This is a genomic window from Microcystis sp. M083S1, from assembly GCF_020246405.1.
Taxonomy (GTDB): domain Bacteria; phylum Cyanobacteriota; class Cyanobacteriia; order Cyanobacteriales; family Microcystaceae; genus Microcystis; species Microcystis aeruginosa_C.
This window is the reverse complement of the sequence record NZ_JADBTB010000201.1, coordinates 20,568-35,450: the sequence shown is the minus strand read 5'-3', so window position 1 is coordinate 35,450 and position 14,883 is coordinate 20,568. Positions and strand designations below refer to the sequence as shown.

The 14,883-nt window shown below is 41.4% G+C and carries 19 protein-coding genes; 11 read left to right on the top strand and 8 right to left on the bottom strand.

Going from position 1 to position 14,883, the window contains the following annotated elements:
* Positions 1-191 (top strand): zinc ribbon domain-containing protein (locus tag IM450_RS18460; RefSeq protein WP_287669483.1); only part of this gene is annotated, 191 nt, incomplete at its 5' end.
* Positions 192-221: 30 nt separating this feature from the next.
* Here the strand turns inward: IM450_RS18460 and IM450_RS18455 are convergent.
* A complete protein-coding gene (locus tag IM450_RS18455) occupies positions 222-1,100 on the bottom strand; it encodes an NAD(P)-dependent oxidoreductase (protein WP_287669488.1) in 879 nt (292 codons plus the stop codon).
* Positions 1,101-1,215: 115 nt separating this feature from the next.
* A complete protein-coding gene (locus tag IM450_RS18450) occupies positions 1,216-3,156 on the bottom strand; it encodes a BRCT domain-containing protein (protein WP_287669496.1) in 1,941 nt (646 codons plus the stop codon).
* Positions 3,157-3,625: 469 nt separating this feature from the next.
* Here IM450_RS18450 and IM450_RS18445 point away from each other — a divergent pair, with 469 nt between their 5' ends.
* Positions 3,626-4,228 carry a DUF3782 domain-containing protein gene (locus tag IM450_RS18445; protein ID WP_287669505.1) on the top strand — a complete coding sequence of 201 codons (603 nt, stop codon included), beginning with the start codon at positions 3,626-3,628 and terminating at the stop codon, positions 4,226-4,228.
* 33 nt (positions 4,229-4,261) lie between these two features.
* Here the strand turns inward: IM450_RS18445 and IM450_RS18440 are convergent, their stop codons facing one another.
* From IM450_RS18440 to IM450_RS18430, 3 genes are read right to left on the bottom strand one after another with little or no spacing between them, the layout of a single operon-like run.
* The gene (locus tag IM450_RS18440) at positions 4,262-4,447 is read right to left on the bottom strand and encodes a type II toxin-antitoxin system HicA family toxin (protein WP_002735013.1); all 186 of its coding nucleotides are present in this window, start codon (positions 4,445-4,447) and stop codon (positions 4,262-4,264) included.
* Entirely contained in the window at positions 4,444-4,668 is a 225-nt protein-coding gene (locus tag IM450_RS18435) for a type II toxin-antitoxin system HicB family antitoxin (protein ID WP_002734968.1), read from the bottom strand. Before IM450_RS18435 ends, IM450_RS18440 begins: the two co-directional genes overlap by 4 nt.
* 45 nt (positions 4,669-4,713) lie before the next feature.
* Positions 4,714-4,962, bottom strand: coding sequence for a DUF433 domain-containing protein (locus tag IM450_RS18430; RefSeq protein WP_002762195.1), 249 nt, complete (start codon positions 4,960-4,962; stop codon positions 4,714-4,716).
* Positions 4,963-5,243: 281 nt separating this feature from the next.
* Between IM450_RS18430 and IM450_RS18425 the strand changes: the two genes are divergently transcribed.
* Both IM450_RS18425 and IM450_RS18420 read left to right on the top strand, forming a co-directional pair.
* A complete protein-coding gene (locus IM450_RS18425) occupies positions 5,244-5,432 on the top strand; it encodes a hypothetical protein (RefSeq protein ID WP_002744301.1) in 189 nt (62 codons plus the stop codon).
* Positions 5,429-5,719 carry a type II toxin-antitoxin system RelE/ParE family toxin gene (locus IM450_RS18420; protein ID WP_002744303.1) on the top strand — a complete coding sequence of 97 codons (291 nt, stop codon included), beginning with the start codon at positions 5,429-5,431 and terminating at the stop codon, positions 5,717-5,719. Before IM450_RS18425 ends, IM450_RS18420 begins: the two co-directional genes overlap by 4 nt.
* A gap of 754 nt (positions 5,720-6,473) precedes the next feature.
* Here IM450_RS18420 and IM450_RS18415 read toward each other — a convergent pair.
* The 3 genes from IM450_RS18415 to IM450_RS18405 form a co-directional block, all read right to left on the bottom strand.
* Positions 6,474-6,737, bottom strand: coding sequence for a hypothetical protein (locus tag IM450_RS18415; protein WP_287669537.1), 264 nt, complete (start codon positions 6,735-6,737; stop codon positions 6,474-6,476).
* A gap of 224 nt (positions 6,738-6,961) precedes the next feature.
* Positions 6,962-7,348 (bottom strand): hypothetical protein, encoded by a 387-nt coding sequence (locus IM450_RS18410; RefSeq protein WP_287669552.1) that lies wholly within the window; start codon positions 7,346-7,348, stop codon positions 6,962-6,964.
* A 226-nt stretch (positions 7,349-7,574) separates the two neighbouring features.
* Positions 7,575-7,805, bottom strand: a complete 231-nt coding sequence (locus tag IM450_RS18405) for a type II toxin-antitoxin system CcdA family antitoxin (protein ID WP_002762207.1) — start codon at positions 7,803-7,805, stop codon at positions 7,575-7,577.
* A gap of 333 nt (positions 7,806-8,138) precedes the next feature.
* On the opposite strand from IM450_RS18405, the gene lepA reads away from it, so the two are divergent.
* The 7 genes from lepA (at position 8,139) to IM450_RS18370 (ending at position 14,862) form a co-directional block, all read left to right on the top strand.
* Positions 8,139-9,950 (top strand): translation elongation factor 4, encoded by a 1,812-nt coding sequence (gene lepA, locus IM450_RS18400; RefSeq protein WP_002762209.1) that lies wholly within the window; start codon positions 8,139-8,141, stop codon positions 9,948-9,950.
* A gap of 55 nt (positions 9,951-10,005) precedes the next feature.
* The gene (locus IM450_RS18395) at positions 10,006-10,335 is read left to right on the top strand and encodes an ATP-binding cassette domain-containing protein (protein ID WP_287669563.1); all 330 of its coding nucleotides are present in this window, start codon (positions 10,006-10,008) and stop codon (positions 10,333-10,335) included.
* A gap of 234 nt (positions 10,336-10,569) precedes the next feature.
* Positions 10,570-12,384, top strand: coding sequence for an ABC transporter ATP-binding protein (locus tag IM450_RS18390; RefSeq protein ID WP_287669571.1), 1,815 nt, complete (start codon positions 10,570-10,572; stop codon positions 12,382-12,384).
* A gap of 57 nt (positions 12,385-12,441) precedes the next feature.
* A complete protein-coding gene (locus IM450_RS18385; RefSeq protein WP_104397085.1) occupies positions 12,442-12,762 on the top strand; it encodes a DUF4164 family protein in 321 nt (106 codons plus the stop codon).
* Between the two features lie 141 nt (positions 12,763-12,903).
* Positions 12,904-13,257: a DUF4164 family protein gene (locus IM450_RS18380; RefSeq protein WP_104397086.1), complete on the top strand. Its 354-nt coding sequence runs from the start codon at positions 12,904-12,906 to the stop codon at positions 13,255-13,257.
* A gap of 141 nt (positions 13,258-13,398) precedes the next feature.
* Positions 13,399-13,686 carry a DUF4164 family protein gene (locus IM450_RS18375; protein WP_287666655.1) on the top strand — a complete coding sequence of 96 codons (288 nt, stop codon included), beginning with the start codon at positions 13,399-13,401 and terminating at the stop codon, positions 13,684-13,686.
* 216 nt (positions 13,687-13,902) lie between these two features.
* Complete coding sequence (locus IM450_RS18370) at positions 13,903-14,862, top strand: HNH endonuclease (RefSeq protein WP_287666603.1); 960 nt, start codon at positions 13,903-13,905, stop codon at positions 14,860-14,862.
* Positions 14,863-14,883: the final 21 nt, after the last annotated feature.

The window sequence follows — 14,883 nt, the reverse complement described above, 5'->3', positions numbered from 1 at the left end:
GTTGGCAATGTCCTAAGTGTGGAGAAACCCACGATAGAGACATCAATGCTGCTAAGAATATTCGAGATGAAGGTTTACGAATTTTGGCGGTAGGGCATACCGCTACTGCTTCTGGAGGGAGAGTAAGACCAAGTAAAGGCACTGCTTTTGCAAGGCATCTCCCCGTGAACGAAGAATCCCCACGCCTTTAGGCAACGGGAGTGTCAAAGCCAACAAAAGGCTTAATCGTAGGCACGAATCATCGCTTGGGTTCCCTGTTTAATTCCCTTGCCTTCGTCCAATTCCGCTACTACTTTAAATAAAGCTTCTGCTAAATCTGTCCCGGGCAGAATTTCCCCGGCTGTCTGGGCAGTTTCTTTGACTAATCGCAAATCTTTTAAAATATGTTCAATCATAAAAGCCGGCTGTAAATCTTGGGCGAGGATTTTTGGTCCCAAATTTTCCAACGCCCAAGAACCCGCCGCCCCCGTTTTACAGACTTCTATGACTAAATTGGGATCTAATCCTTGAATTTTTGCCATTTTTAGAGCCTCACACAGCGCCACCATGTGAACCGCCCCCAAGACTTGATTACAGAGTTTTACTGCTTGTCCGTTGCCGATTTCGCCACACCAGCGAATAGTTTTACCCATGGCTTGAAAACAGGGCAGACAAGTCTGAAAATCCGCTTCTTTCCCCCCCACCATAATAGTTAAACTGCCGTTTTTCGCCCCAATATCGCCCCCAGAGACGGGAGCATCGAGAAAACGGAGATTATTTTCCTCTAGCTTTTTACCAATCATCCTAGCGGCTTGAGAGCCAATGGTACTCATATCCACCACCAGAGTTCCCACCGCTGCCGATTCCATGACACCCCCCGGTCCTAAAATTACCGCTTCCACGTCAGGCACATCCCCGACGCAGGTAAAGACAATCTCGGCATCCCTGACGGCGGCGGCAATATTAGAACAAATGTTCGCACCTGCTGCCCCGGCAATGGTTATCCCCGGCACCTCTGGGGTACGATTCCAAGCATTGACAGCAAAACCTTGACGGACAAGATTAGCCGTCATCGGCGCCCCCATCACTCCTAATCCTAAAAAGGCAATTTTTTGACTCATAATTTTGGTAATCAAGGGAAAGGGAATTATGAATTATGAATTATGAATTATGAATTATGAAGTGGGGTATATTTTCAGTAAACAGTGAACTGATAACTGATAACTGATAACTGATTTAGGATTCTACCATTTGCAGAAATTGGGCTTCTGAAAGGGTTTTAATGCCTAATTTTTGAGCCTTTTTGAGTTTCTCACCGGGAGCTTTACCGAGGAGAATATAATCAGTATTCGTACTGGGGGAACCAGTAACAGTACCACCGACATTAATAATCAATGATTTCGCTTTCTCGCGACTGATTTTGCTGAAGGTTCCTAGTATAACTACGGTTTTTCCCCTTAGGGGATTTTCTGCGGATTCTTGACTCGTTTGGACTATCTCCGCTGCGGGTTGCACTTCTAAACTTGTATCGGCAACCGTGATTTTTTCTGCTGCTACTACAGGGGTTTCCTTGGCAATCACCGGGGGAGTTTCCGGTTCCTCTACTACCGGAGTTTCCTTGGCAATCACCAGGGGGGTTTCCGGCTCTTCTACTACAGGAGTTTCACTAATAATTGCTTCTGGTTCATTAGTGGTAATAGGGGCAGTTTGTTTAGAGAAATCGTCTCTTTCTTGCTGTAGGTTTTGAATTTTAACCTCTAAAGCGGCGATTTCTGCTTGCTTAGTTGCTAACTCACCCTCAAACTTAATTTTTTCTTTTTCTAAAGCTTTAGCTGCCGTTTTTTGGGCTTCTAAATCTTGAGTTAGTTGGCGATTTTTTTGGCTTAATTCCTCGATATGACGGGAAGTTGTGGTTTCTAATTGGTCTTTTTCGGCACTTAACTGGTGTAGTTGAATCTCTAAATTAGAAATGTTTTCCCGATAGGTTTCTAGCTGTTGGGGTAACTGGTTTAATTCCTGTAATTGCCCTTCTAAATGGACAATTTTTGCCTGAGAATCGGCCAATTGTTGGGGTAACTGGGTTAATTCCTGTAATTGCCCTTTTAAATCAGCAATTGTTGCCTGAGAATCAGCCAATTGTTGGGGTAACTGGGTTAATTCCTGTAATTGCCCTTTTAAATTAGCAATTTTTTCGGCAGCAGTGGTTAATTCTGCCGATAATTCCCCTTTCTGGACTTCTAAAGCTTGTAACTCCAGTTTAGCCGCTTCGAGACGAGCGCCGAGACTGTCCTTTTCGGCGGTTATGGCTGTCACTTGAGCGACGGTTTCTTGGAGTTTTATAGTTAAATTGTCGCATTCTTGGCCTAAAGAGAGCGATCGAGTTTGACTTGCGGCTAAATCTTCGCTGAGAGACTTTTTTTGCTGCTCTAACCCAGTAATTTGATCCTGTAAGCTGGCTATTTCCTGCTGTCCTCGCTCATACTGTTCTGTTTGGTGAGCCAGATTCTGTTCTAAGGTTTGAATTTGACCTTGCCAGCTGGGAATTTGGGCGGCTAAATCGCTTAATTCTTGGTTTTTATGGTCTAAATCGGCCACTTTCGCCCTTAATTCCTCAGCTTTTTCTAGCTCTTGCTGTAATAGAGTTTTATCCTGTTCTAGGGTCTGAATTTGACTATAGAGAGAGGTGGTCTGTTTTTTGGTCAAATCAAATTGACGGTTAATTTCACCTTTTTGCTGCTCTAAAGTTTGAATCTGTGCCTCTAGGCTAGTAATTTGGGCTTTTTCTGCCTCTAATTGCTCCATCAGACCAGCTTTCTCCGCTTCTATGTCCTTAGCGGTGGTTTTCAGTTGTTCGATTTCACTCTCACCTATGTGGACAGCTTGCTGGAGGGACTGGAGAGAATTTTCTAAATCCGTAGCTTTGTGCTGTAATTGGGCGGAATGTTGTTCTATGTAAATTATTTTGGCGTGCAGCTGCTGATTTTCGTCTTTTAAATCTGATTGCGCCACGTCTAAACCCTTGACTTGAGCCAACAAATCTGAGTTACTTTGCTGTAATTGCGCTTGTGCGGCTAAAAGGGCGGTATTTTTGCTGACGAGACCAGAGCGCGACCAGAGGAATAGTCCTCCGAAAACAGCACTTAAACCTAATCCTTCATAAATTAATTCGTTGAGCATATCTACCCTCCTAGACAAGCGAAAAACAGTCACCTAACCGAACTGATGCGGCAATTTTGGTTATAGACCTACATCTCTACTTATATCAGTTACGGGGTGCATTCGGGGAAAGGGCGGGGAAAAAGTCACTTCTTTCCTCCCGGTGTAAAAAGGTGATTTAGCTATTCGCGTTATGCTAATTTATACCTGATCCCATTCTTGGGTGATTTCCAGGTCAATTTCTTCCTGATGATTAAAATAGTAGCCCATGGCCGCAGGAGCTATGGTTGATAATTATCCATTGTCCTTGCCTATTATCCATTGACCGCGATCGCCTTTTGACCTTTGACCCCTTCCCCTTGAACTGCGATCGCTGATTAGTTGATAGTCAATAATTGATTGAAAAAACACGGATGAGAAGCTAGGGACATTTCTTCTGGGCCAAGTCGCTAGAATGGGACTAGACTCCTCAAGCTTGAAGAATCTTCCTATGTCAGACGCTGTAACGATCGCCGATATTTACAAGTTATTTGAAAGAACTGAGGCCCAATTTGCCGAGTTTCAAAAGGAAGCTGATCGCCGCAGTGCCGAAGCTGATCGCCGCAGAGAGGAAGCTAATCGCACGATGGAAGAATTAAAAAAACAGGTACAAGAAACGACCAAAGCGGTCAATAGCTTAACAACTCCTTTGTGTCTTTTTATAGAAGAAATGGTAGAGCCTGCGGTCGTGGGTTTATTTCAGGAATGGGGCATTGATGTCACCCAAACGATGAGTCGCTTGAAAAGTAAGCGTTCTGGGGCGGCAATGGAGATTGATATTGTGGCGGTGAATGGGAGCGAGTTGGTGGCTGTGGAATGTAAATCTCGACTGTCGAGGGATGATGTAGATGATTTTGTCAGCCGATTACAGCGATTTAAGGTTGCTTTCCCCCAATTTCGAGAGTTTCGGGTTTATGGGGCAGTGGCAGCAATTGAAATTGATCAGGGGATAGATGTCTATGCCTATCGGCGCGGTTTGTTTGTGATTAAGCAGTCGGGGGAAACGGTTAAAATTATCAATGATGCTCAGTTTCAACCTTTGGGTTTTGCTTAAGCTGTTTAATCAGCAGCTTAACAGGAGTCGCACTCATGGTTCTGGTATTTGTAAATCTCGACAAATTTTCCGCGTCAAGAATTCATTGATTTCACGATGGCGCGGAATGGCTGAAGATTTCTGATTGACACGATTTACATAAATCGTATGATTGCCGCCTTCTCTTAAGAATTCACAGCCATAAGCTTCTAAATGACGAATTAAGTTTATACGTTTCATGCAGCCCAGAAAGTAACAGACTCTCGAATCACTTCTTGTCCTTGCAGTTGCTCTTCAGCTAATATACGATTAGCTTCTAAAACTAGCTCAATTGCTTCTTCTAAATTGCTTCTAGTTTCTTCTAGAGTCTCTCCTTGAGTATTAGCTCCTGGCAATTCTTCGACAAAACCAATATAGCCTTCGGGAACTTTCTGGAATATTTTTGTTAGTTTTAGTTGCATGATTTACCTCAGAATTTTAAATTATATCACCCACCATCATTAAAGTTAGCGGTGCGTTACGGCTGCTGAAGTGAAGCTAACGATATAATCGGATACAGCCCAAGCTGCATAATTAAGAGCCTGACGAATATCTTCCTCCTCCAACTCTGGATAAGCCTCTAAGATTTCCTGAATAGATAACTGACTAGCCAACAGTTTCAAAACAAATCCTACAGTGATACGCATTCCTCGAATCGTTGGCTGTCCAAGACATATTTGTGGATTAACAGTAATACGGTCTAGCTCTCTAATCACCGTGGAACTCCTGAGATAAACTCCTCCTGTATTGTTACATACAGCAATGAATGTTGAGCAAGTTTCTGCGCTGCTGCGTGTGAATTAAGCGGCGACGAGAGTAAATATACAGCATTTATCCACCAAATAACACCAATCACGGGTTGAGGTTTCGTTGAGGACATCGAGAGGGAAAAACCTTTTTGGATATTCTGAGCGTTAGCGGTGGTTTTAGAATACACCATCTCTAGGAGCCTATCTTGCTATAATGTAAACTGTCAGGAGTCATTTTGGAAACCATCATGGAAATAAAAAACATTAAACAAAAAGCCAGAAATTTAATCGATAAATTGCCGGATAATTCTACATGGGATGATTTGATGTATGAGATTTATGTGAGACAGGCAATTGAAGCAGGATTAGCCGATAGTGAGGCGGGAAAGGTTATTTCTGTTGCAGAGGTACGCACTAAGTTCAAGCTAGAGCCATGAAAGTTTTCTGGACAGAAACCGCCGTTAATCATTTATCATCCATCTACAACTACATATCACAAAACTCCCCTCAATATGCTCAAAGACTGGTGGAAAGATTGACCAGACGCTCAGAACAGATTGCTAATTTTCCCTTTTCGGGTCGTCTTGTTCCGGAGTTTGAAACTGAGCAGATCCGAGAAGTTATCGAGGGTTCTTATCGCATAATTTATTATATCAAGCCTGAGCAAATCGATGTTATTGCGGTACTTCATGCTGCCCGAAACATTGAAAATCCACAAGATTAACGATAATCCAAGACCATTGGGGGAGTAAATTAATGGCAGCAGTGAAGATCACCAAAAAGCGCAAGAAAGAACCACAAAGGCACAAAGAACACAAAGATTTTCTCACTCATAACTTTCTAGTAGGAAGCATACTACAAAAACATCGGGCGAGTGGCTGACCCCTCGGTGACAGGTATCGAAAACCCAGAACCCGCATGGCTTCGTGGAAAATTACTCGTTAATAATTGTTCACAAAATCTTTGTCACTCTTATGTGTTACAGTTTCATACGAATTCCTACTATCTCTTACCCTCCCCAAAAATCACCCAAACAATCCATCTCCAAAAATCAAAAACACCCCACATCAAACCAATCAAACCAAACAAAGCCCCACCACCAAAAAACACCACCACTACTCCCAACATAAACCACCAAACAAAATCCCAAATCCCGCCTTTCATAATTTCTGCGTTAGGAGAAGGTTGGGGAGGTTGGGGAGTGGGGCGGGGGGTTATTGTGACTGGGGGGGTTGGTTTGGTTGGGGGAAGAGTAATTGGAGGCGTAGGACGGGACGGGGTAACTTGATGCGTAGGTTTTGGGGGAGAAGGAGGCGTTCTTTGGGATATTGGTAAAGTTTCTGAATTTGGCTGAGGCGGCTGAGGGTTCCTTCCTTCAGTCAGATAGTACACAACGACCCCAGATATGATCGTTGCTATAATTCCAGAGAACCATCGAAAACCGCCCCCATCGTTGCTCATTTTTAGTTCTCCACCTTCTAAATTGTTACCCTTTCTAAACCTTTGTAGTGAACCGCTTCGGGTGATTCGAGAATGAACTGCTCTCGTTCTTTAGCCCGTCGCAATCCTTCCTTAATCTCCGTCAACGAACTTCCCTTTTTCCGCCGTACCTTTGCCCGTGGGGGTAAAGTGACCTGCCAAGCCGAACGATTGGCGTTAGTTTGCTGTCTTGTCTGGGCGATCGCTCTTTGAGGCAGAAAGCTATTCCTGCTCCCCAAAGGACAAAGCATCAAAGTTCCCATTAGTCTCCTACCGCTACAGTACAGTATCAAAACCTAGAGAGAGAAACTATCCCTTTTTGTACATTCTGATCGTTAGCGAAGATGACGATCGCTTTTCAAAATTAGTCGTTTTAAAATACACCATCTCTAGGAGCCTATCTTGCTATAATGTAAACTGTCAGGAGTCATTTTGGAAACCACTATGGAAATAAAAAATATTAAACAAAAAGCCAGAAATTTAGCCGTTAATTATTGATCAGCCATCTACAACTACATATCACAAAACTCCCCTCAATATGCTCAAAGACTGGTTGAAAGATTGACCAGACGCTCAGAACAGATCGCTGCTCTAGGGTAGCATCTTTGAGCATCAGGCGATCGCCGTTTTTGCTGACAATTAACACTCGTTCGATCTTCGGGGTTTCAGGAGAGTCAATTTTTTGCTTTAATTGGTAAAATTTCTCAGCGATGGCGATTGTTCCGCTAATAATGCCGATGATGGTGGCGATGGTAGCAAGGGTTCCCTCTTTCTCCACTTCGGAGATAACTTCGTAGCTGCCTTGCACCCCTTCCATCTCTAGGATATCCTGAGCAACTTTGATAGCATCGGCTCCTTGAATTTCTATCTGCATCAGTTTTGTTCCTCCCGTAAGCACCCAAGCAAAATGATCCTAAATCCAGTTATTAAAGACTGATTATCTATTCCCCCTTTTGCCTGTCCTGATATGTAGCCTATACTCAACGAATCTAGTATGACCAGCTTAGTTGGGGAAAAAATCTCAATTACCGTCAATGGTTGACCTAAGAAAATATTTCAGTCTCTCCGTCGGGAAATAACCTATTAGAGACTGAAAAATCTTAGTCATTCCATTCCCCTTTGGGTGGTACGGGGGGATTGCGTCGAAGATGACGGGTTAAGTCCTCATCCGGTTGTTTCTCTCCTCTTAGCCACTGTTTAATCGCTGTTTCGATAATGCGACTAGGATCGTTAGTCAGGTGTTTAATCTGTTCTAAAACTTCCGAGTCAAGGTGAATAGCGATTTCAACTTTCTCCGCCGTGCGCTGAGTCGGTGTAGCATTGTCGTTCATAAGCTCTATTAATGATTGCTATCTATCATTCTACCCGTCAGTCGAGGATTCTTATCCAAGAGTTTATCTATAGTAATGGGATTTGGACAAATCATAGAGCCTTTCCTTAGCCATTGCCCTTTCCCTGATTTTGTCAGCATAATCAAGCCTACCATAGTTTCCTGTGGATGCCGAGAGGGGAAGCTAAGGTCAAAACCCTGACTATACTTGCAGTTTAGCTTTTTTTACCTTTTACTTTTCGCTTTTGCTCCAGCCTTAGAGACTTTACCTCTACAATGAATTAAGGAATCTAAAATTTTATAAACCCCTGACTTTTGCCAACAGTGAACCACGATGACTGACGTTCCCGTTTCTCGCATTCGCAATTTTTCCATCATCGCTCATATCGATCATGGTAAATCAACTCTCGCCGATCGCCTCTTGCAAATTACAGGAACCGTAGCCCAACGGGAGATGAAAGAACAATTTCTCGATAATATGGACTTGGAACGGGAACGAGGTATCACCATCAAGTTACAAGCGGCACGCATGGATTATACCGCTAAGGATGGTCAAAAATACGTTCTCAATCTGATTGACACCCCCGGCCATGTGGATTTTTCCTACGAGGTTTCTCGGTCTTTAGCGGCGTGCGAGGGAGCTTTATTAGTTGTGGATGCGTCCCAAGGAGTAGAGGCGCAAACTTTAGCCAATGTTTACCTAGCACTGGAAAATAACCTCGAAATTATCCCAGTTTTAAATAAAATCGACCTACCCAGTGCCGAACCGGAACGAGTCGCGGCGGAAATCGAGGAAGTGGTAGGTTTAGACTGTAGTGAGGCGATTCGGGCATCGGCTAAGGCTGGGATCGGTATTAATGATATTCTAGAGTCGATCGTCCAATTGGTTCCCCCTCCCCAAGATACCCTCGAAGAACCCTTCCGAGCTTTAATTTTTGATAGTTATTACGACGCTTATCGAGGGGTAATTGTCTATTTCCGCGTTATGGATGGTCGGGTGAAAAAGGGCGATAAAATTCGTTTTATGGCTTCTGGTAAAGAATTTGTTATCGATGAATTGGGAATTTTATCACCGCAACAGGTACAGGTAAATGAACTGCACGCGGGAGAAGTGGGTTATCTGGCAGCCGCGATTAAAACTGTTGCTGATGCCCGGGTGGGTGATACGATTACTCTAACCGCTAAACCAGCACAAGAGCCTTTACCCGGTTATACAGAAGCAAAACCGATGGTTTTCTGCGGATTATTCCCCACGGATGCTGATCAGTATGCCGATCTCAAAGATGCGCTGGAAAAGTTAAAATTAAACGATGCAGCCCTATCCTACGAACCGGAAACTTCTAGCGCCATGGGTTTTGGTTTCCGTTGCGGTTTCTTGGGACTGCTACACATGGAAATCGTGCAGGAAAGACTAGAAAGGGAATATAACTTAGATTTAATTACCACTGCTCCCTCGGTAGTTTATCAGGTCACTACTACCGATGGGGAAATTGTCGAAGTGGATAATCCCAGTTTGTTACCTTCCCCACAAAAACGGGAAAAAATTGAGGAACCTTATATCCAAGTGGAAATGATTACTCCGGAAACCTATGTAGGTGCTTTGATGGAATTATGTCAAAGTCGTCGGGGAGTTTTCAAGGATATGCGTTATTTTACTAAAACTCGCACCGCTTTGATTTATGAGTTACCTTTAGCGGAAGTGGTGACGGACTTTTTTGATCAATTAAAATCTCGATCGCGCGGTTATGCTAGTATGGAATATCAATTAATTGGCTATCGGGAAAATGAGCTAGTTAAATTAGATATTATGGTCAATGGTGATCCCGTTGATGCTTTAGCGATGATCGTTCACCGGGATAAAGCTTATTATGTTGGTCGCGCTTTAACCGAAAAGTTAAAAGAATTGATTCCCCGGCATCAATTTAAGGTTCCCATTCAAGCAGCTATTGGTTCTAAAATTATCGCTAGTGAACATATTCCCGCTTTAAGAAAGGATGTCTTAGCTAAGTGTTATGGTGGTGATATTAGCCGCAAGAAAAAGCTGTTAGACAAGCAAGCAAAAGGTAAGAAACGGATGAAAGCGATCGGAACTGTTGATGTACCCCAGGAAGCATTTATGGCAGTCCTAAAACTCGATCCTCAGTAAAGTCTTGGGGTGAGAATTAACTCACCCTTTTTAGTTTTAGCAGTGGCTAATTATTATGAAACTTTTGAGATTATCCTATCAAGATTTATCCTCTGGATTAAGTATAGATTCTTGCAAATTTTTTCCAGATTTGAATTTATTAGTTGGTATCTCAGGTGCAGGAAAAACCTCGATTTTAAAGGCTATTAGTAATTTAAAAAGAATCGCTAACGGTGAGTCTATAAATGGAGTAAAATGGGATGTAGAACTTTTAACCAATGATCATGTTCGTTATCATTGGTTGGGTGAATTTACTTCTGATCAAACCCTAGTCACTGAATATATTTATAGAGAGAATAGGGAAATAATTAAAAGAGAAAACGCTCAAACTTGGTTTAATGCTTAAAAAATCTGTAAATTATCACCTCTTTATAGTGTTGCAGAACTGTTAATTCTTAAACCTGATCTTTACCCATTCGAGCATAATTTAATCAAATTGACACATATTTTAATCAATATATTGTACAATTTTATCACAAGTATAATGGTAACTCCAGAAAAACAATCCCAAAAGTGCCTTTAGTCTCTTCAGTTATCAGTTACCAGATAGAAGTTAAAAATTGGCAATTTACTTGATGTTATGGCTTCCTTACGCGATATTCTCAGTTACTATCGCAATTATCAAAAAGCCGCCTTTTTGAGCATTGCTGCATCCAGTGTCTTTGAAATTATCGATCTGATGGTTCCCTACGCTGTCGGACAGATTCTTAATGTTCTTTCCGATCAACCTTTAGATGGATTCGTGCAATCTTTGGTCGATCGCACCATGGTTTTAACTCCCTTTGCCTCAGAAAAGTGGGTTAGTTTGGCAGTATTATTAGGCTTAATTTTCGTAACCACGGTAATTAAAGCACCAATTCAGCCTTGGGTGGGTGTATGGTTTCACTGGGAAATATCCTTAAGAGCGAGACGAGATCATCTCAAAAAAATTATTGCCAAAATTCTCACCTTACCTCTATCTTTTTACGATGAAAATAATCCAGGACGCATCGCTAACCGGATCGCCAAAGGGATAGAAAATCATACTTGGACTTATCCTGAAGTGGCGGGAATGATGATCCCAAAATTGTTTAGAGTTTTGGGTATCTTTATTGTTATTTGGGTAATTCAATGGCAGATCGCCCTCGCTTTTGTTATTTCTTTTGTATTAATTCTAGCTTTTATTGTCAGAGATTTAAAAGATTTAATGCAAAAAGAAAGAATTCTTGATCGGCACATCGAAAATACCCAAAGTCGCAATTCTGAGATTATTACTAACATCAAAACCGTCAAAGCTTTTGCCACAGAAGGACAGGAATTATATCGTCAGAAACAGCGTTTAGAGAGAGAATTTACCTACGTTGTCTATCGCATTCATAAGGGTTATGTGGACTTAATTACTTGGGAAAAAACCCTCGTCCAAGCTAGTTTATTTGGAGTATTTTTCTTTACTCTCCTAGCTACCGTTCAACAGAAAATCTCGATCGGGCATTTTATCACCACCTATACCCTCGCTAGTATGGCCTATGCGGAATTAGATCCCCTATCCCAAATGGCAGAAACTTTCGCCCGTCGCTATGCTTCTATGGCACGTTTACAGGAATTTATCAACTTACCCAGTGGCACTGATGCAGGTAGTCTTTTAGCCGATCATGCCCAACATAATCCCTATCATTTTACGGGGAAAGTGGAATTAAGAAATCTTAACTTTGGCTATAGTCCAGAAAGAACCATTCTCAAGGATATTAATCTGCTGATTGAACCCTATCAAACCGTGGCATTAGTGGGAAAATCAGGTTCAGGAAAATCTACTTTAGTTAAGTTACTTTTCCGCTATTTTGAACCGAATCAAGGACAAATTCTGATGGATGGCGAGGATATTCGTCACTTAGATGTGACTTGGTATAGGCGCCGGTTAGCGATTGTCCATCAAGAAGTAGATGTTTTTAATGGTACAGTGTTAGAAAATCTCACCTATGGTAATCCTAATATTAGCTTCGAGAAGGTAGCAGAAGCCTGTAAAATCGCCCGTGTCGATGAATTTATCCACGAATTACCTAATGGTTATTCCACTATTGTAGGGGAAAGGGGTGTGCGTCTTTCGGGGGGACAAAGACAGCGTTTAGGAATTGCTAGGGCCTTAATTGTTGATCCAGATGTGTTAGTTTTTGATGAGGCCACTTCTAGCTTAGATTATGAGTCAGAAAGAGCCATTCAACTAGCCATGAAATCCATCTTAGGCACTCGCACCACAATTATTATCGCCCACCGTCTCAGTACCGTTCGAGAAGCGGATCAAATTGTCGTCTTGGATAATGGTCGCATTGTCGAGATCGGTAGCCATGACCAATTATTAAATCAGCAGGGAATCTATCAGCGTCTCCACTCTTTACAAGAAAGCGGTGAACTGGTTTAGTCTTAAAATAGTCCCCGATAGCGGACCGAGAAAATATATCTAATGGGAGTTGATACTATGTCTAACGAAACCGTTACCTATTCCCTAGAAGCTGTTTTGACTAGAATTGAGGGGAAAATTGACAGCTTACAAAAAGATGTTAATCAAAAATTTGACAGTCTCCAAAAAGATGTTGACCAAAAATTTGACAAAATCGACGAACGGTTAAATAAGCTGGAGGTAGGACAGGCAAAGTTAACCGAAAAGGTTGAAGGAATCGATAATCGCCTAAAATCAGTGGAAGGAACCCAAAAAAATCAGGTTTGGACATTGATTATTCTTTTGGCAAGTGCGATCGCTACTGCCGGTTGGAAAGTATTTTTTTCGGGTAATCCCTAGAATTAACCTGTGGCTATTATTCACGGTTTCAAGTTTTGTCATCCCAGAAAAACGCTCTTCTCAGACAACCTCGAACCGGTTTAGCCTTAAAATAGTCCCCGATAGGGAACCGAGAAAATATATCTAATGGGAGTTGATACTATGTCTACCGAAACCGTTACCTATTCCCTAGAAGCTGTTTTGACTAGGATTGAGGGGAAAATTGACAATCTCCAAAAAGATGTTAATCAAAAATTTGAAACTCTCCAAAAGGATTTTAACCAAAAATTTGACAGTTTCCAAAAAGATGTTGACCAAAAATTTGACAAAATCGACGAACGGTTAAATAAGCTAGAGGTAGGACAGGCAAAGTTAACTGAAAAGGTTGAGGGCATCGATAATCGCCTAAAATCAGTGGAAGGAACCCAAAAAAATCAGGTTTGGACATTAATTATTCTTTTGGCAAGTGCGATCGCTACTGCTGGTTGGAAAGTATTTTTTTCGGGTAATCCCTAGAATTAACCTGTGGCTATTATTCACGGTTTCAAGTTTTGTCATCCCAGAAAAACGCTCTTCTCAGACAACCTCGAACTGGTTTAGCCTTAAAATAGTCCCCGATAGGGAACCGAGAAAATATATCTAATGGGAGTTGATACTATGTCTAACGAAACCGTTACCTATTCCCTAGAAGCTGTTTTGACTAGGATTGAGGGGAAAATTGACAGTCTCCAAAAAGATGTTGACCAAAAATTTGACAAAATCGACGAACGGTTAAATAAGCTAGAGGTAGGACAGGCAAAGTTAACCGAAAAGGTTGAGGGCATCGATAATCGCCTAAAATCAGTGGAAGGAACCCAAAAAAATCAGGTTTGGACATTGATTATTCTTTTGGCAAGTGCGATCGCTACTGCCGGTTGGAAAGTATTTTTTTCAGGTAATCCCTAGAATTAACCCGTGGCTATTATTAGGTTAACTACTCTCCCACAAGTCCGTTTTTTTATTAGCACAAATGTTCTACAGATCGCGATCGCTCGTCAGCCGCGCTCGATCGATGTTATTATGACGATCTCTCTAGGCTTTCTATATTTTTTCCTCTCGGTGGGATGTTTTTCTGTATGCTGGTAATGGTTTCCTTTTTTTATCCGCATATCTCCCCCCCCTATGGTCGATAGTCTTCCTCTACGCAATTTAAAATATTATTGTGACTTATTTTCTAAAATTAAAGTCAATAAGTCTAAGCAAAGTGGTGAAGCACCTTATAAGCCTATCTTATTATTATCAGTAATTGAGTTAATTAGTGATTCTCAAATTCAAGACAATAAAATATATATTTCTGATGACTTAATCGATACTTTTGATAAGTATTGGAAGCGTTTAAACCCAGATACTTTTAAAGGTGGGTTAGCTTTACCATTCTTTCATCTAAAAAATGACGGATTTTGGAAGCTAAAGTTTAGTGATATTTATACTGGTGGCCGTCCTCCAACTATTCCCAAAATTAGAGCAGATGTAGATTATGCGATTTTAGATCAGGAATTGTATAAACTTTTACAGGAACCGGAAGCTAGACGACAGCTAATTGATACTCTAATAGAAGCTTGGTTTTCTTCTAGTCAAAAGCAATTAGAAGATATTTTAGAAATTAATCAAGTCTTACAACAAGATGATGACACTGAACTAGATCGTAGCGTTTTAGCTACAGGAGAAACACAGACAAAATATTATTTCAGAAAGTCTATAGTTAGAGATGCGTTATTTCGTAAATCAGTCGTCCATTTATACGATTATCAATGCTCTTTTTGCGGTCTTAAAGTAAACCACTCCTTGACACAAAGTATTGTCGATGGCGCACATATCAAACCTTTTGCCAGATTCTATGATAACCAGATAAACAATGGTTTATCTCTTTGTAAAAATCATCATTGGGCATTCGATCAAGGACTATTTACTATTGACGATCAATACAAAATTATGATTAGTAAAGACTTTCAAGAAATTTCTCCTAATGCTAAAGCAATTAAAGACTTTCATGGTATGAATATTTTATTACCCACTCTAGAAGACCACTATCCGAAACCTGAAGCTATCCAATGGCATCGTCAGAATATTTTTAGAAATTAGTTTATCTTTTTGTTGATAACA